The 19,840-nt window shown below is 65.8% G+C and carries 16 protein-coding genes and 2 tRNA genes; 17 read left to right on the top strand and 1 reads right to left on the bottom strand.

Annotated features, from left to right (window positions below; all coding sequences use genetic code 11):
- Positions 1 to 63 precede the first annotated feature (63 nt).
- Together carB and greA are read left to right on the top strand one after the other, a co-directional pair.
- A complete protein-coding gene (gene carB / locus ACZ5EF_RS18455; RefSeq protein WP_346061106.1) occupies positions 64 to 3,294 on the top strand; it encodes a carbamoyl-phosphate synthase large subunit in 3,231 nt (1,076 codons plus the stop codon).
- On the top strand, positions 3,291 to 3,767 hold the full coding sequence (gene greA / locus ACZ5EF_RS18450) for a transcription elongation factor GreA (protein ID WP_346061107.1): 477 nt from the start codon (positions 3,291 to 3,293) through the stop codon (positions 3,765 to 3,767). The genes carB and greA overlap by 4 nt, the downstream gene beginning before the upstream one ends.
- A gap of 144 nt (positions 3,768 to 3,911) precedes the next feature.
- On the opposite strand, the gene yhbY is transcribed toward greA, so the two are convergent.
- Positions 3,912 to 4,238, bottom strand: coding sequence for a ribosome assembly RNA-binding protein YhbY (gene yhbY, locus ACZ5EF_RS18445; RefSeq protein ID WP_346061108.1), 327 nt, complete (start codon positions 4,236 to 4,238; stop codon positions 3,912 to 3,914).
- A gap of 128 nt (positions 4,239 to 4,366) precedes the next feature.
- On the opposite strand from yhbY, the gene rlmE reads away from it, so the two are divergent.
- The 15 genes from rlmE to pnp all read left to right on the top strand — a co-directional run bounded on the left by rlmE (position 4,367) and on the right by pnp (position 19,776).
- The gene (gene rlmE, locus ACZ5EF_RS18440; RefSeq protein ID WP_346061109.1) at positions 4,367 to 5,026 is read left to right on the top strand and encodes a 23S rRNA (uridine(2552)-2'-O)-methyltransferase RlmE; all 660 of its coding nucleotides are present in this window, start codon (positions 4,367 to 4,369) and stop codon (positions 5,024 to 5,026) included.
- Positions 5,027 to 5,178: 152 nt separating this feature from the next.
- Positions 5,179 to 7,164 carry an ATP-dependent zinc metalloprotease FtsH gene (gene ftsH, locus ACZ5EF_RS18435; protein ID WP_346061110.1) on the top strand — a complete coding sequence of 662 codons (1,986 nt, stop codon included), beginning with the start codon at positions 5,179 to 5,181 and terminating at the stop codon, positions 7,162 to 7,164.
- Positions 7,165 to 7,333: 169 nt separating this feature from the next.
- Positions 7,334 to 8,197 (top strand): dihydropteroate synthase, encoded by an 864-nt coding sequence (folP, locus tag ACZ5EF_RS18430; RefSeq protein WP_464122573.1) that lies wholly within the window; start codon positions 7,334 to 7,336, stop codon positions 8,195 to 8,197.
- On the top strand, positions 8,194 to 9,540 hold the full coding sequence (gene glmM, locus ACZ5EF_RS18425; protein ID WP_346061111.1) for a phosphoglucosamine mutase: 1,347 nt from the start codon (positions 8,194 to 8,196) through the stop codon (positions 9,538 to 9,540). The genes folP and glmM overlap by 4 nt, the downstream gene beginning before the upstream one ends.
- Before the next feature lie 145 nt (positions 9,541 to 9,685).
- Positions 9,686 to 10,435 (top strand): triose-phosphate isomerase, encoded by a 750-nt coding sequence (tpiA, locus tag ACZ5EF_RS18420; RefSeq protein WP_346061112.1) that lies wholly within the window; start codon positions 9,686 to 9,688, stop codon positions 10,433 to 10,435.
- Between the two features lie 10 nt (positions 10,436 to 10,445).
- A complete protein-coding gene (gene secG / locus ACZ5EF_RS18415; RefSeq protein ID WP_346061144.1) occupies positions 10,446 to 10,805 on the top strand; it encodes a preprotein translocase subunit SecG in 360 nt (119 codons plus the stop codon).
- 27 nt (positions 10,806 to 10,832) lie between these two features.
- Positions 10,833 to 10,919 (top strand) — tRNA-Leu (locus tag ACZ5EF_RS18410).
- Between the two features lie 96 nt (positions 10,920 to 11,015).
- Positions 11,016 to 11,092, top strand: a tRNA-Met gene (locus ACZ5EF_RS18405).
- A gap of 193 nt (positions 11,093 to 11,285) precedes the next feature.
- The gene (gene rimP / locus ACZ5EF_RS18400) at positions 11,286 to 11,747 is read left to right on the top strand and encodes a ribosome maturation factor RimP (protein WP_346061113.1); all 462 of its coding nucleotides are present in this window, start codon (positions 11,286 to 11,288) and stop codon (positions 11,745 to 11,747) included.
- A 27-nt stretch (positions 11,748 to 11,774) separates the two neighbouring features.
- Positions 11,775 to 13,268 (top strand): transcription termination factor NusA, encoded by a 1,494-nt coding sequence (gene nusA, locus ACZ5EF_RS18395; protein WP_346061114.1) that lies wholly within the window; start codon positions 11,775 to 11,777, stop codon positions 13,266 to 13,268.
- A gap of 27 nt (positions 13,269 to 13,295) precedes the next feature.
- Positions 13,296 to 15,803, top strand: a complete 2,508-nt coding sequence (infB, locus tag ACZ5EF_RS18390) for a translation initiation factor IF-2 (protein ID WP_346061115.1) — start codon at positions 13,296 to 13,298, stop codon at positions 15,801 to 15,803.
- A gap of 20 nt (positions 15,804 to 15,823) precedes the next feature.
- Complete coding sequence (rbfA, locus tag ACZ5EF_RS18385) at positions 15,824 to 16,213, top strand: 30S ribosome-binding factor RbfA (RefSeq protein WP_346061116.1); 390 nt, start codon at positions 15,824 to 15,826, stop codon at positions 16,211 to 16,213.
- A complete protein-coding gene (gene truB, locus ACZ5EF_RS18380; RefSeq protein WP_346061117.1) occupies positions 16,213 to 17,130 on the top strand; it encodes a tRNA pseudouridine(55) synthase TruB in 918 nt (305 codons plus the stop codon). Before rbfA ends, truB begins: the two co-directional genes overlap by 1 nt.
- A gap of 76 nt (positions 17,131 to 17,206) precedes the next feature.
- On the top strand, positions 17,207 to 17,476 hold the full coding sequence (gene rpsO, locus ACZ5EF_RS18375) for a 30S ribosomal protein S15 (protein WP_346061118.1): 270 nt from the start codon (positions 17,207 to 17,209) through the stop codon (positions 17,474 to 17,476).
- 176 nt (positions 17,477 to 17,652) lie between these two features.
- Positions 17,653 to 19,776, top strand: coding sequence for a polyribonucleotide nucleotidyltransferase (pnp, locus tag ACZ5EF_RS18370; protein ID WP_346061119.1), 2,124 nt, complete (start codon positions 17,653 to 17,655; stop codon positions 19,774 to 19,776).
- Positions 19,777 to 19,840 lie beyond the last annotated feature (64 nt).

The raw sequence follows: 19,840 nt of genomic DNA, 5'->3' as shown, positions 1-19,840 counted from the left end.
GGCGCGCCGTCAATCGCCCGTCCGTCGATCCTCGTTCGTCACCCTTTTTCTGCGGGAAGCACCATGCCCAAGCGTACAGACATCCAAAGCATCCTGATCATCGGCGCCGGCCCCATCGTCATCGGCCAGGCCTGCGAATTCGACTACTCCGGCGCCCAGGCCTGCAAGGCGCTGCGCGAGGAGGGCTACCGGGTCATCCTGGTCAACTCCAACCCGGCCACCATCATGACCGACCCGGCCATGGCCGATGCCACCTATATCGAGCCGATCACCTGGCAGGCGGTGGAGAAGATCATCGAGGCCGAGCGCCCCGATGCCATCCTGCCCACCATGGGCGGCCAGACCGCGCTCAACTGCGCCCTCGACCTGGACAAGCACGGCGTGCTCGAGAAGCACGGCGTGGAGATGATCGGCGCCAACGCCGATGCCATCAACAAGGCCGAGGATCGCGACCTCTTCGACAAGGCGATGAAGAACATCGGCCTGGAGTGCCCCAAGGCCAAGGTGGCGCACTCCATGGCCGAGGCCTGGGAGATCCAGGCCGAGCTGGGCTTCCCGACCATTATCCGCCCCTCTTACACCATGGGCGGCTCCGGCGGCGGCGTGGCCTACAACAAGGAGGAGTTCGAGGAGATCTGTATCCGCGGCTTCGAGCTCTCCAACAACCATGAGCTGCTGATCGACGAGTCGCTGCTGGGGTGGAAGGAGTACGAGATGGAGGTCGTTCGTGACAAGAACGACAACTGCATCATCGTCTGCGCCATCGAGAACTTCGACCCCATGGGCGTGCACACCGGTGACTCCATCACCGTGGCCCCGGCCCAGACGCTGACCGACAAGGAATACCAGATCATGCGCGACGCCTCCCTGGCGGTGCTGCGCGAGATCGGCGTCGAGACCGGCGGCTCCAACGTCCAGTTCGGCGTGGATCCCAAGACCGGCCGCGTGGTGGTGATCGAGATGAACCCGCGGGTCTCTCGCTCCTCGGCCCTGGCCTCCAAGGCCACCGGCTTCCCGATCGCCAAGATCGCCGCCAAGCTGGCCATCGGCTACACCCTGGACGAGCTGCAGAACGACATCACCGGCGGCCGCACCCCGGCGTCCTTCGAGCCGTCCATCGACTATGTGGTCACCAAGATTCCGCGCTTCACCTTCGAGAAGTTCCCCCAGGCCAACGACCGCCTGACCACCCAGATGAAGTCGGTGGGCGAGGTGATGGCCATCGGGCGCACCTTCCAGGAGTCGCTGCACAAGGCGCTGCGTGGCCTGGAGACCGGCAACGACGGCCTCGACCCCATCGTCACCGAGTTCACCACCGAGAGCATGGCGCAGATCAAGGGCGAGCTGCAGGCCGCCGGCGCCGAGCGCATCTTCTTTGTCGCCGATGCCATGCGTGCCGGGATGAGCGTCGACGAGATCTTCGCCCTGACCAGGATCGACCCCTGGTTCCTGGTGCAGATCGAGGACCTGATCAAGACCGAGGCTGACCTGGCCACCCGCTCGCTCTCCGAACTGGACGCCCGGGCCCTGCTGCGCCTCAAGCGCAAGGGCTTCAGCGATGCCCGCCTGGCCGGCCTGCTGGGCGTCTCCGAGAAGGAGTTCCGCAAGACTCGCCAGAAGGCCGGCATCCGTCCGGTCTACAAGCGCGTCGATACCTGTGCCGCGGAGTTCGCCTCCGATACCGCCTACATGTACTCCACCTACGAGGAGGAGTGCGAGGCCGAGGTCAGCGACCGCCAGAAGATCATGGTGCTGGGTGGTGGCCCCAACCGCATCGGCCAGGGCATCGAGTTCGACTACTGCTGCGTGCATGCCGCGCTGGCCATGCGTGACGACGGCTATGAGACCATCATGGTCAACTGCAACCCGGAGACCGTCTCCACCGACTACGACACCAGTGATCGCCTCTACTTCGAGCCGGTGACCCTGGAGGACGTGCTGGAGATCGCCGACAAGGAGCAGCCGGTGGGCGTGATCGTCCAGTTCGGCGGCCAGACGCCGCTGAAGCTGGCCCGCGAACTCGAGGCCGCCGGCGTGCCGATCATCGGCACCACCCCGGACGCCATCGACCGCGCCGAGGACCGCGAGCGCTTCCAGCAGATGATCGACAAGCTGGGCCTCAAGCAGCCGCCCAATGCCACCGCGCGCAGCTTCGACGAGGCCTTCGCCAAGGCCGAGGTGATCGGCTATCCGCTGGTGGTGCGCCCCAGCTACGTGCTCGGCGGCCGCGCCATGGAGATCGTCTACGACGCCTCCGAGCTGGAGAACTACATGACCCATGCGGTCAAGGTCTCCAACGACTCGCCGGTGCTGCTCGACCACTTCCTCAATGCCGCCATCGAGATCGATATCGATGCGGTCTCCGACGGCCAGCAGGTGGTGATCGGCGGCATCATGCAGCATATCGAACAGGCCGGGGTGCACTCCGGTGACTCCGCCTGCTCGCTGCCGCCCTATTCGCTGCCCGCCGAGGTGCAGGACGAGATGCGCGAGCAGGTCAAGCGCATGGCGGTGGAGCTGGGCGTCAAGGGCCTGATGAACGTGCAGCTGGCCTGGCAGGACGGCGAGATCTACGTCATCGAGGTCAATCCGCGGGCCTCGCGCACCGTGCCCTTCGTCTCCAAGTGCATCGGCACCTCCCTGGCCCAGATCGCCGCCCGCTGCATGGCCGGCACCACCCTGGCCGAGCAGGGCTTCGAGCACGAGATCGTGCCGCCCTTCTACAGCGTCAAGGAGGCGGTCTTCCCGTTCAACAAGTTCCCCGGCGTTGATCCCATCCTGTCGCCGGAGATGAAGTCCACCGGCGAGGTGATGGGCTCCGGCGAGACCTTCGCCGAGGCCTTCTTCAAGGCCCAGTTGGGCGCCAACGAGCCGATGCCGGGCCTCAATGGCCAGCGGCTGGCCTTCCTCTCGGTGCGCGAGCCGGACAAGGCCGCCATCGTCGAGGTGGCCCAATCTCTGCTAGCATTGGGTTTCTCCCTCTGCGCCACCCGCGGCACCGCCGCCGCCCTCGAAGCGGCCGGCCTCGAGGTGTCGGTGGTCAACAAGGTCTACGAGGGGCGGCCGCATATCGTCGATCGGCTCAAGAACGACGAAGTGGCCTATATCGTCAACACCACCGAGGGGCGTCAGGCCATCAACGACTCCTCGATCATCCGCCGCACCGCCCTTGCCCGCAAGGTGCCCTATGCCACCACCCTGGCGGGGGCCCGCGCCGTTTGCATGGCGCTGGAGTACGGTAACCAGATCACCGTGCGGCGGCTTCAGGAATTGCATGCAGGAGCCAGTCAATGAACAAGGTCCCGATGACCGTGGCAGGCGAGCAGCGCCTGCGGGGCGAGCTGGATCAGCTCAAGAGCGTCGAACGGCCGAAGGTGATCAATGCCATTGCCGAGGCTCGTGAGCATGGCGATCTCAAGGAGAACGCCGAGTACCACGCGGCCCGTGAACAGCAGGGCTTTATCGAGGGGCGCATCAAGGAGATCGAAGGCAAGCTCGGGAGCGCCCAGGTGATCGATGTCACCAAGCTGCCCAAGACCGGCAAGGTGATCTTCGGCGTGACCGTGGGGCTGCTCAACCTGGATACCGACGAGGAGGTGACCTACCGCATCGTTGGCGAGGACGAGGCCGATATCAAGGCGGGGCGCATCTCGGTGACCTCGCCCATTGCCCGGGCCCTGATCGGCAAGGAAGAGGGGGATGTGGTGCTGGTCAAGACCCCCGGCGGCGATGTGGAGTACGAAATCTCTGGTGTCGAGCACCTGTAAGCGCCGAGCACCAAGCCACAAGCGCCAAGCCGCTCGGTGACGGGCGGCGGGTGCGGCAGGATACGCCAGGCAAGAAGAAGCCCCGCAGACGAGAGTCTGCGGGGCTTCCTTTCTTGGCCGCCTGGCCCGCTTGGCGCTCGGGCGTCAGTGCCGTCCGTGGTGGCCTTCGAACCGCTTGATATTGGACAGCTTGGGGTTGGCCTTGGGATTCTTGCGGTAGAGCAGGGCCATCTTGCCGATGGTCTGCACCAGCTCGGCGCCGCTGGTCGCCACCAGTTCCTCGATCATGGCGGCGCGGTCGTCCCGCTCCGGCAGGGCCAGCTTGACCTTGATCAGCTCGTGATCCGCCAGCGCCCGGTCCAGCTCGGCCAGGACGCCCTCGGAGATGCCGTTCTCGGAGAGGGTGACCACGGGGTTGAGGTGGTGGCCGATGCTGCGAAATGCTTTCTTTTGTGCCTGTGACAAGCTCATGGTATCGTGAGGTTTCCGGTTGCGCTGAACCCGCCATGGTAAGGCGAAAACCGCCGCGGTGAAAGCCTTCCGTCGGCGCCTTCCGGCCCCGCTCTACGTGTGGCGAATTCACGATCCCAGGTGCTGTAGTGACATCTCCTTCCCGTCCCCGCAAGTCCGCGTCTCCGCGCCAGGCCAGCAAGTCCAGTGCCGGCTGGCTCAAGGAACACTTCGATGATCAGTATGTGCAGCGCTCCTGGCAGGACGGCTACCGCAGCCGGGCCAGCTACAAGCTGATGGAGCTGGACGCGAAGGACAGGCTGTTCAAGCCGGGCATGACGGTGATCGACCTGGGGGCGGCCCCGGGTGGCTGGAGTCAGGTGGCCGCCGAGAAGGTGGGTGCCAAGGGCCTGGTGATCGCCTCGGATATCCTCGAGATGGATGCCCTGGCCGGGGTCGAGTTTATCCAGGGGGATTTCACCGAGGAGGCGGCCCTGGAGGCGATCCTCGCCACCCTGGGCGAGCGCCCGGTGGATCTGGTGATGTCCGATATGGCCCCCAATATGAGTGGTATGGCCGCCATCGATCAGCCCCAGGCCATGTACCTGGTGGAGCTGGCGCTGGATCTGGCTCGCCAGACCCTGAGTCCCGGGGGGCGCTTCCTGGCCAAGGTGTTCCAGGGCGAAGGTTTCGATGCCTACCTGAAGGAGCTGCGTGGCAGCTTCGCTCGGGTGGTGACCCGCAAGCCGGAGGCTTCCCGGGCACGTTCCCGTGAGGTCTACCTGCTGGCGGAAGATTTCCGAGGCTAGGCGGACAATAGCCTCCCTCAACCGAGGCGATAGCCAGACAGGGCGGATGCATTTGTGTCACTGTCCCTCTTGGGGTGGTTGAACACCCGCGGCTGCTGTAATGTCAAATGCCTAGCCGGTACGCAGATCGATTTAGCAATGAGGGTGTTCCCTTGAATGATATGGCGAAGAACCTGATCCTGTGGTTGGTCATCGCGGCGGTATTGCTGACGGTGTTCAACAACTTCAGTGTCGACAGCTCACCCCAGGCGATGAACTATTCCCAGTTCGTCCAGCAGGTGCAGAACCAGCAGATTCGTAGCGTCACCATTGATGGCTATACCATCAGTGGCGAGCGCAGCGATGGCTCCTCCTTCCAGACCATCCGCCCGGCGGCGGAGGATCCCAAGTTGATGGACGACCTGCTCGCCAACAACGTCACCGTGATCGGCAAGGAGCCCGAGCGGCAGAGCCTGTGGACACGGCTGCTGGTGGCCAGCTTCCCGATCCTGATCATCCTGGCGATCTTCCTCTTCTTTATGCGCCAGATGCAGGGGGGCGGGGCCGGCAAGGGCGGGCCGATGAGCTTCGGCAAGTCCAAGGCCAAGCTGCTCTCCCAGGACCAGATCAAGACCACCTTCGCCGACGTGGCCGGCTGTGACGAGGCCAAGGAGGAGGTGGAGGAACTGGTCGACTTCCTGCGCGACCCCTCCAAGTTCCAGCGCCTGGGCGGCACCATCCCCCGCGGCGTGCTGATGGTGGGGCCGCCGGGGACCGGCAAGACCCTGCTGGCCAAGTCCATCGCCGGCGAGGCCAAGGTGCCCTTCTTCTCGATCTCCGGCTCCGACTTCGTCGAGATGTTCGTCGGCGTGGGCGCCTCGCGGGTCCGCGACATGTTCGAGCAGGCCAAGAAGCAGGCGCCCTGCATCATCTTTATCGACGAGATCGATGCCGTGGGCCGCTCCCGGGGCGTCGGCATGGGCGGCGGCAACGACGAGCGCGAGCAGACCCTCAACCAGTTGCTGGTGGAGCTGGACGGCTTCGAGGCCAACGAGGGCATCATCGTCATCGCCGCCACCAACCGCCCCGACGTCCTCGATCCGGCGCTGCTGCGCCCGGGCCGCTTCGACCGCCAGGTCACCGTGGGCCTGCCGGATATCCGCGGCCGCGAGCATATCCTCAATGTGCACCTGCGCAAGGTGCCCCTGGCCGACGACGTCAAGCCGTCGCTGATCGCCCGCGGTACCCCGGGCTTCTCCGGCGCCGACCTGGCCAACCTGGTCAACGAGGCCGCCCTGTTCGCCGCGCGCCGCAACAAGCGCCTGGTGAGCATGGAGGAGCTGGAGCTGGCCAAGGACAAGATCATGATGGGCGCCGAGCGCAAGTCCATGGTGATGTCCGAGAAGGAGAAGCTGAACACCGCCTACCACGAGTCGGGCCACGCCATCATCGGCCTGGTGATGCCCGATCACGATCCGGTCTACAAGGTCACCATCATCCCCCGTGGTCGGGCGTTGGGCGTGACCATGTTCCTGCCGGAGGAGGATCGCTACAGCCTCTCCCGCCGGCAGATCATCAGCCAGATCTGCTCGCTGTTCGGCGGGCGTATCGCCGAGGAGATGACCCTGGGGCCGGATGGCGTCACCACGGGGGCGTCGAACGATATCAAGCGTGCCACCGAGCTGGCCCACAACATGGTGGCCAAGTGGGGGCTCTCCGAGGAGCTCGGGCCGATCATGTACGACGAGGACGAGTCGCACCAGTTCCTCGGCGCGCCGGGGCAGGGCGGCGGCAAGTTCAAGTCCGGCGAAACCACCTCCAGGCTCGACAAGGAAGTGCGGCGGATCATCGACGAGTGCTACGCCAAGGCCCGGCAGATCCTCGAAGAGAACCGCGACAAGCTGGATGCCATGGCCGGGGCGCTGATGAAGTACGAGACCATCGACGCCGACCAGCTCAAGGACATCATGGAAGGCCGCGATCCGCGTCCGCCCGAGGGGTGGGATGACGATGGCAGCGGCGGTGCCGGTATCACTCCGGATGCCCAGGCCAAGCCGGACGATGCCCAGGCGCCCTCCGCCGAGGATGGCGATAACGAGGAGGATGACGAGCCGCGCCGCCGGCCCTCGGATCCCCTCGGCGGCCCCGCCGGCCAGTAAGCCGACACAGGCGCCCCTCGGGGCGCCTGTTGCGTTATGCCGGGGGCCCCGTCCTTGTGCTATCCCGGCGGCAATGGCCCCGATGGCCTGTCTGTCGCCTTGCATGGGGCGCGGTGGCTGATTAGAGTAGTTCCCCTCCCTTTCTTGCCCATCTCGTCAGGATCCGCCCATGAGCGACGGACAACCCGCGCCCCTGCTGCATTGTGGCCGCCATCGGCTCGACCTCTCCTATCCCCGGGTCATGGGGATTCTCAATGTCACCCCGGACTCCTTCTCCGACGGCGGTCGCCATGTGGCGCTGGACGATGCCCTGCGCCGTGCCGAACAGATGCTCGCCGAGGGCGCCGCCATCATCGACGTGGGTGGCGAGTCGACCCGCCCCGGCGCTGCCCCGGTGTCCCCCCGGCAGGAGCTGGATCGGGTCGCCCCGGTGGTGGAGGCCCTGGTGCGCGAGCTGGATGCCTTGGTCTCGGTGGATACCAGCAGCCCCGAGGTGATGCGCGAGAGCGCCGCCCTGGGGGCGGGCATGATCAATGACGTGCGCGCCCTGCGCCGCGATGGCGCCCTGCAGGCGGCGGCCCATAGCGGCCTGCCGGTGTGCCTGATGCATATGCTCGGCGAGCCCGGCGATATGCAGGTGGCGCCCCATTACGAGGTGCCGGTGGAGGAGGCGGTGGCCGACTTCCTCGAGGCGCGGGTGGCCGCCTGCCTGGCGGCGGGGCTGCGCCCCGAGCGGCTGTTGCTCGATCCCGGCTTCGGCTTCGCCAAGACGGTGGAGCATAACCTGCGCCTGCTGCACCGTATGGAGCGCCTGCAGGCACTGAAGCTGCCACTGCTGGTGGGCATGTCCCGCAAGAGCATGATCGGCAAGGTGCTGGAGCGCCCCGTTGAAGAGCGCCTGCCCGGCGGCCTGGCCCTGGCGGCCCTGGCCGTGGAGCGCGGCGCACGAATCCTGCGTGTCCATGATGTAGGGCCCAGCGTGGATGCCATCAATATGACCTGGGCCGTACTCCAGGAAGGATGTGACTCATGAGTCGACGCTATTTCGGCACGGACGGGATCCGTGGCACCGTGGGGGAGTTCCCCATCACCCCCGACTTCATGCTCAAGCTGGGCTGGGCCACCGGTCGGGTGCTGGCCCGCCAGGGGCGCACCAAGGTATTGATCGGCAAGGATACCCGGATCTCCGGTTACCTCTTCGAGTCGGCCCTGGAGGCGGGGCTCTCCGCCGCCGGGGTGGACGTCTCGCTGCTGGGCCCGATGCCGACCCCGGGGATCGCCTATCTGACCCGCACCTTCCGTGCCGATGCCGGTATCGTGATTTCCGCCTCCCATAATCCCTTCGCCGACAACGGCATCAAGTTCTTCTCCGCCGAGGGGGTCAAGCTGGACGACGCCATCGAGGCGCGCATCGAGGCCGAGCTGGACGAGCCGCTGACCACGGTGGCCGCCGCCGAGCTGGGCAAGGCGGTGCGCATCAACGACGCCCCGGGGCGTTATATCGAGTTCTGCAAGTCGACCATTCCCGACCGCGTCAGCCTGCACGGCATGAAGATCGTGCTCGACTGCGCCCATGGGGCGACCTATCACATCGCCCCCAGCGTGTTCCGCGAGCTGGGCGCCGAAGTGAGCCTGATCGGCGCCGAGCCGGACGGCCTCAATATCAACCGCGAGGTGGGCTCCACCCATCCGGCGGCCCTGCGCGCCGCGGTGATCCAGCGTGGCGCCGACCTGGGGATCGCCTTCGATGGCGACGGTGACCGGGTATTGTTGGTGGATGCCGACGGTCGCGAGGTGGACGGTGACGATATCCTCTACCTGATCGCTCGCGATCGCCACGAGCGGGGCGAGCTGGGCGGTGGGGTGGTGGGCACTCTGATGACCAACTTCGGCCTCGAGCTGGCCTTCGCCCGCCTCGGTATTCCCTTCGAGCGGGCCAAGGTGGGCGACCGCTACGTGATGGAGCGCCTGGCCGCCAACGGCTGGCAGCTGGGGGGCGAGTCTTCCGGGCATCTGGTCTGTGGTCATGTGCAGACCACCGGCGACGGCATCGTCGCCGCCCTCCAGGCGGTGGCCATCATGGTCCGCGAGGGGCAGTCCCTGGCGCGGCTGCTGGCCGACCTGGAGAAGGTGCCCCAGGCGCTGGTCAATGTACGCCTGACGCCGGGCAGTAACGCCAAGTCGCTGATGGCGACCCCGGCGTTGCAGGAGGCGGTGGCCGCCGTGGAGGCGGAGCTCGGCGATGAGGGGCGCGTGCTGCTGCGTCCTTCCGGTACCGAGCCGCTGATCCGGGTGATGGTGGAGGGGCGTGCGCACTTCGACGTGGAGGCCCTGGCCGAGCGGATCGCCGCCGATGTGCGCGCCCAGATGGCCTGAGCGGGCGCGGGGTCGGCACGCCTCTCCTCCCTTGGCCATTTCAAGGCGATGGGCCCCGGGGCGGAACGGTGAGGTTGTCAGGCTGCGGTTGTCATGCTAGGGCCGCTCCTATACCATTTCGCTCCACCTTGAACGAGGACAGTCTATGCGTACGCCGCTGATTGCCGGCAACTGGAAGATGAATGGCTCCCTGGCGCTGGTGGAGCGCTTCGGGCAGGCCCTGGCCACCGCCTCGCTGCCGGCCGGCGTCGAGGTCGCCCTGGTGGTGCCCTTCCCCTATCTGGCGGCGGCGGGGCAGGCCCTGGCCGATGCGCCGGTGGCGCTGGGGGCCCAGACCCTGCATCAGGCCGTCGAGGGCGCCTATACCGGCGAGGTCAGCGGTCCCATGCTGGCCGAGCTGGGCGTACGCTATGTGTTGGTGGGCCATTCCGAGCGGCGCACCCTCTTCCACGAGGATGATGCCGGCGTACTGGCCCGGGTCCAGGCCGCCCTCGGGGCCGGCCTGACGCCGATCCTGTGTGTCGGCGAGACCCTCGCCGAACGCGAGGCCGGGCGCACCATGGAGGTGGTGCTGGGGCAGGTCAAGGCGGTCTATGACGCCCTGACCGCCGAGCAGCGCGCCCGCCTGGTGATCGCCTATGAGCCGGTGTGGGCGATCGGCACCGGCAAGACCGCGACTCCCGAGCAGGCCCAGGGGGTGCATGGCGCCCTGCGTGGCTGCCTGGCGGCCTATGATAGGGCCCTGGCCGAGGCCACCCGGTTGCTCTACGGCGGCAGCATGAACGCCGGTAATGCCGCCGAACTGCTTTCCCAACCCGATATCGACGGCGGCCTGGTGGGCGGTGCCTCGCTCAAGGTCGACGATTTCCTAGCCATCTGTCAGTCAGCAGGTTGAAACCATGCAAGTGCAAGTTGCCATTCTTATGATCCACGTGGCGATCGCCATCGCCCTGGTCGCCCTTATCCTGCTGCAGCAGGGCAAGGGCGCCGAAGCCGGTGCCGCCTTCGGTGGCGGTGCCTCCCAGACCGTGTTCGGTTCCCGTGGTACCGGGGGCTTCCTGGCCAAGCTGACCGCCGTGCTGGCGGCCGCCTTCTTCGCCACCTCCCTGACCCTGGCCTACTTCGCCAGCCAGGCGGGGCAGGCACCGGAGGCCGGTATTCCCGATGCACGCCTGATCGAGCAGCAAAATTCCGTGCCGACCCTTGACGAAGGGCCGCAGGATCTGGATAATTCAGCGCCAGTGCTCGAGGAGACGGGCGAGTAGTCGGTCTTCGAATAGCGCTCCCCTGATGCCGAAGTGGTGGAATTGGTAGACACGCTATCTTGAGGGGGTAGTGGCCTTATGGCCGTGCGGGTTCAAGTCCCGCCTTCGGCACCATTCGAAAACGCGGTGCGTTTTCAGCAAGATCAGCACCCAGGCGACGTAATGGCTTGACTCGATAGCAACCATTACCTATACTCGCCGACCTGTAGATGCGGGGTGGAGCAGTCTGGTAGCTCGTCGGGCTCATAACCCGAAGGTCATCGGTTCAAATCCGGTCCCCGCTACCATTTTGGCGAGACGGCCAATATGGTGTGAAAGGTTTCTTGTAAAAGGCCCCTTCCAGTGAAGGGGCTTTTTGTTAGCCGCTCATCCACTTGGCCGTCTAGTTGACAGCCTGTCTGGCAGCACGCCCATCGGTCACCTAGCTTATCTTTCGCTCCTGGCCAGGTGCCTGATGCAACGGCTGTAGGAGTCTTCGTCGTGGCAATCAAGGACTCAGCGCTCGAGGCGCTCATCGAACCGGTGGTGACCGCCATGGGCTTCGAGCTCTGGGGGATCGACCATCTTTCCCAGGGCAAGCATTCCCGTCTGGTGATCTATATCGATGGCCCCGAAGGGGTCACGGTGGACGACTGCGCGGCCATCAGCCGCCAGGTCAGTGCCATCTTCGATGTGGAGGATCCGATCCCCGGAGAGTACCGTCTCGAGGTGTCATCCCCGGGGATGGATCGCCCTCTCTTTACCCTCGATCATTATGCGCGTTACCGCGGACATACGGTGGCGCTCAAGCTGCGCCTGGCCTTCGAGGGGCGGCGCAAGTTTCAGGGCCTCCTGGCCGGCGTCGAGGGCGACGAGGTGTTGTTGCAACTCGATGGCGAGGAGTACTGCTTTCCCATCGACAGCATCGAGCAGGCGCGCGTCGTGCCGCGGTTCGATGACTAAGGACAGGTTTATTGGCGAGGCTATGGCATGAGCAAAGAGATTCTGGCGGTCGTTGACGCCATCTCCAACGAAAAGGGCGTGCCGCGCGAAGTGATCTTCGAGGCGGTGGAGGCGGCGCTGGCGAGCGCCTCCCGCAAACGCTTCGAGGACCAGGAAGTCAGCGTCCGGGTCAAGATCAACCGCGTGACCGGCGAGTACGAGACCTTCCGTCGCTGGGAGGTGCTCGACGACGACGATTTCGAGAACCCCGATGCCGAGATCAAGCTCAGCTATGCCGAGCGGCGGGATCCGCCCCTGGGCCTGGGCGACGTGGTGGAAGAGAAGATCGAGAATGCCGCCTTCGGTCGTATCGCCGCCCAGACCGCCAAGCAGGTGATCGTACAGAAGGTGCGTGAGGCGGAGCGGGCCGAGGTGGTGCGTCTCTACTCCGACCGCGAGGGCGAGCTGGTCTCCGGCATCGTCAAGAAGACCACCCGCGACGGCCTGATCGTCGACCTGGGCGATAACGCCGAGGCCTTCCTGCCGCGCAGCGAAATGATTCCCGGCGAGCGCTACCGCATGAACGAGCGGGTCCGCGCGGTGCTGATGAAGGTGGATCCGGAGGCGCGCGGTTCCCAGCTGATCCTCTCGCGCACCTGCCCGGAACTGATCATCGAGCTGTTCAAGATCGAGGTGCCGGAGATCGCCGAGCAGCTCATCGAGATCAAGGGCGCCGCCCGCGATCCGGGCTCCCGGGCCAAGATCGCCGTCAAGACCAATGATCGCCGCATCGACCCGGTGGGTGCCTGCGTGGGCATGCGTGGTTCCCGGGTCCAGGCGGTTTCCACCGAGCTGCAGAACGAGCGGGTCGATATCATCCTCTGGGATGACAACCCGGCGCAGCTGGTGATCAACGCCATGGCCCCGGCCGACGTGGCCTCCATCCTGGTGGACGAAGAGTCCGGCGCCATGGATGTGGCCGTGGCCGAGGACAACCTGGCCCAGGCCATCGGCCGCAGCGGCCAGAACGTGCGCCTGGCCTCGGAACTCACCGGCTGGCGGCTCAACGTCATGACCGAGGAAGAGGCCGAGGGCAAGCGTGAACAGGAGATCGACAGCCTGGTGGAGTATTTCATCCAGCACCTGGAGATCGACGAGGACCTCGCCCGCCTGCTGGTGGAAGAGGGCTTCACCACCCTGGAAGAGATCGCCTATGTGCCCGCCGAAGAGATGCTCGAAATCGAGGAGCTCGATGAAGAGCTGGTCGAGGAGCTGCGGGCGCGGGCCAAGGATGAGCTGTTGAACCTGGCCATTGCCTCCGAGGAGGAGCTCGATGGTGCCCAGCCCGCCGATGACCTGCTGGAGATGGAGGGCATGGAGCGGCATCTGGCCTTTATCCTGGCCAGTCGGGGCATCGTCACGATGGAGGATCTGGCCGAGCAGTCCGTCGACGACCTGGCGGACATCGACGAGTTGGACGAAGAGCGCGCAGCGGCACTGATCATGACTGCCCGTGCGCCATGGTTCGAGAGCGAACAGTAAACAGGTCACGGGCTCAGGAGGGTCGCAATGTCAGACATGACCGTTAAAGATTTTGCAGCCAAGGTGGGGCGCGATGTGCCCCGCCTGCTGGAACAGATGAAAGAAGCCGGACTGCCCCACAAGTCCGAGAGCGACGCCGTCTCCGAAGAGGACAAGCGTTGCCTGCTCGACTATCTCACCAAGAGCCACGGCGGCAGTGGCGCCGGTGCCGGTGCCCGCAATCGCATCACCCTGACGCGCAAGACCAAGAGTCGCATCAAGACCGGTGAGCGTGGCAAGACCATCGAGGTGCAGGTGCGCAAGAAGCGTACCTATGTGAAGCGCGAGGAAGAGCAGCCCGCCGAGGAGCCCAAGGTCCAGGATCATGGCCCCCGCCAGTTGGTGGGTGACATGGCCGAGGCCGAAGCCAAGCGTGAGGCTCGCGAAGCGGAAGAGGCCAAGGCGCGCGCCGCCGAGCAGGCCGCCCAGGAGGCCGCCGCCAAGCTGGAGGCCGAGAAGGCCGTCGAGGTGCCGGAGATTCCGGTGCCCGAGCTGGAGACCAGCCAGCCCGCCGGCGATCAGCCCCCGGCGCCGCCCAAGGAGGGGCGCACCGACCGTCGCACCGCGCCGCCCAAGAAGACCGCCGCCAAGAAGGGCCGCCACGAGCGCGATGACGATGATCGTGACGAGCGGCGTCGCGGTGGCGCCAAGAAGGCCAAGCGCGCCGAGCGTCGCAGCACCCGCCGTGGCGGTGGTCGCGACAGCGGCGGCAAGCACGGTTTCCAGAAGCCCACCCAGCCGATCGTTCGCGAGGTCTCGATCCCCGAGTCGATCAGCGTCGCCGACCTGGCCGACAAGATGTCGATCAAGGCCAACGAAGTGATCAAGGCGATGTTCACCATGGGTGCCGCGGTGACCATCAACCAGACCATCGACCAGGACACCGCCGCCATCGTGGTGGAGGAAATGGGCCACAAGCCCAAGCTGGTCAAGGACGATGCGCTGGAGACCGAGGTCCTCGAGGGCATCTCCTACGAGGGCGAGGAGATCACCCGTTCGCCGGTGGTCACCGTGATGGGTCACGTCGACCACGGCAAGACCTCGCTGCTCGACTATATCCGTAAGGCCAAGGTCGCCACCGGCGAGGCCGGCGGCATCACCCAGCATATCGGCGCCTACCACGTGGAAGGCGCGCATGGTGGGGTGACCTTCCTGGATACCCCGGGTCACGCGGCCTTTACCGCCATGCGTGCCCGTGGTGCCAAGGCCACCGACGTGGTGATCCTGGTGGTGGCCGCCGACGACGGCGTCATGCCCCAGACCATCGAGGCCATCGAGCACGCCAAGGCCGCCGAGGTGCCCCTGGTGGTGGCGGTCAACAAGATGGATAAGTCGGGCGCCGATCCCGACCGGGTCAAGAACGAGCTGTCCCAGCACGGCGTCATCTCCGAGGCGTGGGGCGGCGACACCCAGTTCGTGCATGTCTCCGCGCATACCGGCGAAGGCATCGACGAGCTGATCGAGGCGGTGCAGCTGGTCTCCGAGGTGCTCGAGCTCAAGGCCGTGCCGGAAGCGCCCGGCAAGGGCGTGGTGGTCGAGTCGCGCCTCGACAAGGGTCGCGGTCCCGTGGCCACCGTGCTGGTCCAGAACGGCACCCTGAAGAAGGGCGATATCGTCCTCGCCGGCCTGCACTATGGCCGCGTGCGTGCCCTGACCAACGAGCTGGGCCAGCAGGTCGATGCCGTGGGCCCGGCCATGCCGGTGGAGATCCAGGGCCTCGACGGTACCCCGGATGCCGGCGACGACTTCATGGTGCTGGCCGACGAGAAGAAGGCCCGCGAGGTCGCCAACTTCCGTCAGGGCAAGTACCGCGAGGTGCGCCTGGCGCGTCAGCAGAAGGCCAAGCTGGAGAACATGTTCAGCCAGATGGGCCAGGACGAGGTGGCCAAGGTCAATATCGTCCTCAAGGCCGATGTCCAGGGCTCCCTGGAGGCCATCAAGGGCGCCCTGGAAGAGCTCTCCACCGACGAGGTCCAGGTGGCCGTGGTTTCTTCGGGGGTGGGTGGCATCACCGGCACCGATGCCAACCTGGCGCTGGCCTCCGAGGCCATCGTGGTGGGCTTCAACGTACGTGCCGACGCCGCCGCTCGCGAGATCATCGAGCGCGAAGGCCTGGATCTGCGCTACTACAGCGTCATCTACCAGCTGATCGACGAGGTCAAGCAGGCCATGAGCGGCATGCTGGCGCCGGAGTGGAAGGAAGAGATCGTCGGTGTGGCCGAGGTCCGCGACGTCTTCCGTGCGCCCAAGATCGGTGCCGTGGCCGGCTGTATGGTGGTCGAGGGTACCGTCTATCGCAGCAAGAAGATCCGCGTACTGCGCGACAACGTGGTTATCTACGAGGGCGAGCTCGAGTCGCTGCGTCGCTTCAAGGACGATGTCCAGGAAGTGCGCAACGGCATGGAGTGCGGCATCGGCGTGAAGAACTACAACGATGTCCAGGTCGGCGACAAGATCGAGGTCTTCGATCAGGTCAAGGTCGAGCGCTCGCTGTAACGCCCTAGGAGCAGAGTCCCATGCGCGAATTCAAGCGTACCGACCGGGTCGCCGACCAGCTGCAGAAGGAGCTGGCGGTGCTGATCCAGCGCGAGGTCAAGGATCCGCGCCTGGGCATGGTCACCGTCAGCGGCGTCAAGGTGAGTCGCGACCTCGGTTATGCCGACGTCTATATCACCCTGCTGGGCGAGAACGACGCCGAGACGATCAAGGCGAACCTGGTGATCCTGCGCCGGGCGGCGGGCTTCCTGCGCGGCCAGATCGGCCGCCGCATCAAGCTGCGCCATGTGCCGGAACTGCGCTTCCACTACGATGAAAGCGTGGTGCGGGGCCAGCGGCTCTCCTCGCTGATCGACGAGGCGGTGGCCAGCGATCGCGACCGCCAGGACGACGACGAGGAACCGCGCTGATGGCACGGCGTCGTCGCGGGCTGCCCATCGACGGTGTCCTGCTGCTGGACAAGCCCCAGGGCCTGTCCAGCAACCAGGCCCTGCAGCGCGCCCGGCGCCTCTATCAGGCCCAGAAGGCCGGACATACCGGCACCCTGGACCCCATGGCCACCGGCCTGCTGCCGGTCTGCTTCGGCGAGGCCACCAAGTTCTCGTCGCAGCTGCTGGAGGCCGACAAGGTCTATCGCGCCCGGCTACGCCTGGGGGTGACCACGACCACCGGCGATGCCGAGGGCGAGGTGCTCCGGGAGCGGCCGGTGCCGGCGCTGGACGAGGCGGCCATCGAGGCGGTGCTCGCGCGCTTTCGCGGCGAGATCGAGCAGCTGCCGCCGATGTATTCGGCGCTGAAGCACCAGGGCCGCCCGCTCTATGAACTGGCCCGCGAGGGCAAGACGATCGAGCGTGCAGTCCGCCGCGTGACGGTTTATGATGTGCGCCTTCTCGCCCTGGAGGGCGGGGAGTTCACGCTGGAAGCCAGCGTCAGCAAGGGCACCTATATCCGCACCCTGGCCGAGGATATCGGCGAGGCGTTGGGTTGCGGCGCCCACCTCACCGCCCTGCGGCGCCTGAAGACCGGGCCCTTCACGGCGGAGGGGATGCTGACCCTCGAGGCCCTGGAGGGGCTCGACGAGGCACAGCACCGGGCGCATCTGCTGCCGATGGATGTGCTGGTGGCGCACCTGCCGTCGCTGACGGTGGAGGCCGCCGCCGCCGGTCGGCTGACCCATGGTCAGTCGGCGCGGCTCGAGGTGGGTGAACTGGCCGTGGACAGCACGGTACGACTCTATCATGACGAGGCCTTCCTGGGCCTCGGCGTGGTAACGGGGCCACAGGAGGTGGCACCGAAGCGGCTGCTGAGTAGCGCGGCCGCATCCTAAGGAGCATCGCCGAGACTGCAAATATGCGTGGTCTCACCCATTCATTATTCAGGCATATTGCTTACTGGAGACACAGATGGCACTGACCGCTGAACAGAAGGCCGAGATCGTCAAGGAATTCGGCCGTGGCGAGAACGACACCGGTTCCCCCGAAGTGCAGGTGGCCCTGCTGAGCGCCAACATCAATGGCCTGCAGGATCACTTCAAGAGCAACAAGCAGGATCACCACTCCCGTCGTGGCCTGATCCGCATGGTTAACCAGCGTCGTAAGCTGCTGGACTACCTGAAGCGCAAGGACTTCGAGCGCTATCAGGCACTGATTCAGCGCCTGGGTCTGCGTCGTTAATCGACGGACTCAGGAAGGCAACGAAACGGGCGGCCCCTTGGGGTCGCCCGTTTTGCTTTATGGTTCCCGCGGCGAGGGTCGAGGTTGCGGTGGCCCTGACGAGCGGCAGGCCCTAAAATGATCGCCGAGTCGAGCAGACCGCAAATGAAAACGCATCGAAAGGTAAGGACGTCACCGTGAACCCGGTAAAGAAAACATTCCAGTACGGTCGCAGCACCGTCACCCTCGAGACCGGCCGCATCGCCCGCCAGGCCACCGGCGCCGTGCAGGTCACCATGGACGATACCGTGGTGTTGTGCACCGTGGTGGGCCGGAAGGAGGCCAACCCGAACCAGCCCTTCTTCCCGCTCTCCGTCCACTATCAGGAGAAGACCTATGCCGTGGGCAAGATCCCCGGCGGCTTCTTCAAGCGCGAGGGGCGCCCCACCGAGAAGGAAACCCTCACCTCGCGGCTGATCGACCGCCCGATCCGCCCGCTCTTCCCCAAGGGCTTCATGAATGAAGTCCAGGTGATCTGCACCGTGCTCTCCGCGGATCGCAACCAGGATCCGGATATCGCCGCCCTGATCGGTACCTCCGCGGCCCTGGCCATCTCCGGCATTCCCTTCGGCGGCCCCATCGGCGCCGCCCGGGTCGGTTTCTCCGAGGACAAGGGCTACTTCCTCAACCCCAGCGTCGAGGAGCTCACCACCTCCGAGCTGAACATGGTGGTGGCCGGCACCGAGAAGGCGGTGCTGATGGTCGAGTCCGAGGCCAAGGAGCTGCTCGAGGACGAGATGCTGGGTGCCGTCCTCTACGCTCACCAGGAGATGCAGGTGGCCATCAAGGCCATCAATGAGCTGGTTGCCGAGGCCGGCAAGCCCAAGTGGGACTGGCAGCCGACGGCGGAGAACACCGCCCTCAAGGAGGCCATCGCCAGCGGCTTCGAGGCCAAGGTGGGTGAAGCCTATCGTATCACCGACAAGATGGTTCGCCAGGACGCCCTGGCCGCCGCCAAGGCCGAGGCCGTCGAGCAGCTGGCCGGCGAGGGGGAAGGCAAGTTCGACGCCGACGAGGTGAAGGGCGCCTTCGCCAGCCTCGAGAAGCGCGTGGTCCGTGCCCGGGTCACCAATGGCGAGCCGCGCATCGACGGTCGCGACCTCAAGACCGTACGGCCGCTGGCCATCGAGGTGGGCAGCCTGCCCAAGGCCCATGGCTCCGCCATCTTCACCCGTGGCGAGACCCAGGCCATCGTGATCGCCACCCTGGGCACATTGCGTGATGCCCAGCTGATCGAATCCCTGGAGGGGGAACGCAAGGATCGCTTCCTGCTGCACTACAACTTCCCCCCCTATTGCGTGGGCGAGGCCGGCTTCATGGGCGGCCCCAAGCGCCGCGAGATCGGCCATGGTCGCCTGGCCCGGCGTGGTATCCAGGCCATGCTGCCCGCCGAGGACGACTTCCCCTACACCATTCGCGTGGTCTCCGAGATCACCGAGTCCAATGGTTCCAGCTCCATGGCCTCGGTGTGCGGCACCTCCCTGGCGCTGATGGATGCCGGCGTGCCCCTCAAGGCGCCGGTGGCGGGCATCGCCATGGGCCTGGTCAAGGATGGCGACAAGTTCGCCGTACTCACCGATATCCTCGGTGACGAGGATCACCTGGGCGACATGGACTTCAAGGTGGCCGGTTCGGCCGCCGGCGTCACCGCCCTGCAGATGGATATCAAGATCGAGGGCATCAACGAGGAGATCATGGAGCTCGCCCTGCAGCAGGCCTACGATGCCCGTCTGCATATCCTCGAGCAGATGAATGCGGTAATCAGCCAGAGCCGCGATGAGCTCTCCGAGAACGCGCCCTCCATGGCCACCATCAAGATCGACCCGGAGAAGATCCGCGACGTCATCGGCAAGGGCGGCGCCACCATCCGCAAGATCTGCGACGACACCGGCGCCTCCATCGACCTGGACGACGACGGCACCGTACGCATCTATGCCGACGACAAGGCGGCGGCCAAGGCGGCCATCGATATCGTCCTGGAGATCACCGCCGAGGCGGAGATCGGCAAGCTCTACAACGGCAAGGTGGTGCGTATTGCCGACTTCGGCGCCTTCGTCAATATCATGCCGGGCACCGACGGCCTGGTGCATATCTCCCAGATCGTCCCCGAGCGGGTCAATGACGTTCGCGACTTCCTCAACGAGGGAGACGAGGTGATCGTCAAGGTGCTGGATATCGACAACCGCAATCGCGTCAAGCTCTCCATCAAGGAGATCACCGCGGAAGAGAAGGCGGCCTTCGAGGCGGAGCTCGCCGAATAAGCGCTGCCCGCTGAGGTAACGACGCCCCCGCATCCGCGGGGGCGTTGTCGTTTATGGCCTAGGC

This window comes from Bisbaumannia salifodinae, from assembly GCF_055388505.1.
The sequence above is the reverse complement of the archived record's forward strand: the minus strand, read 5'-3'. Positions and strand labels throughout refer to the sequence as shown.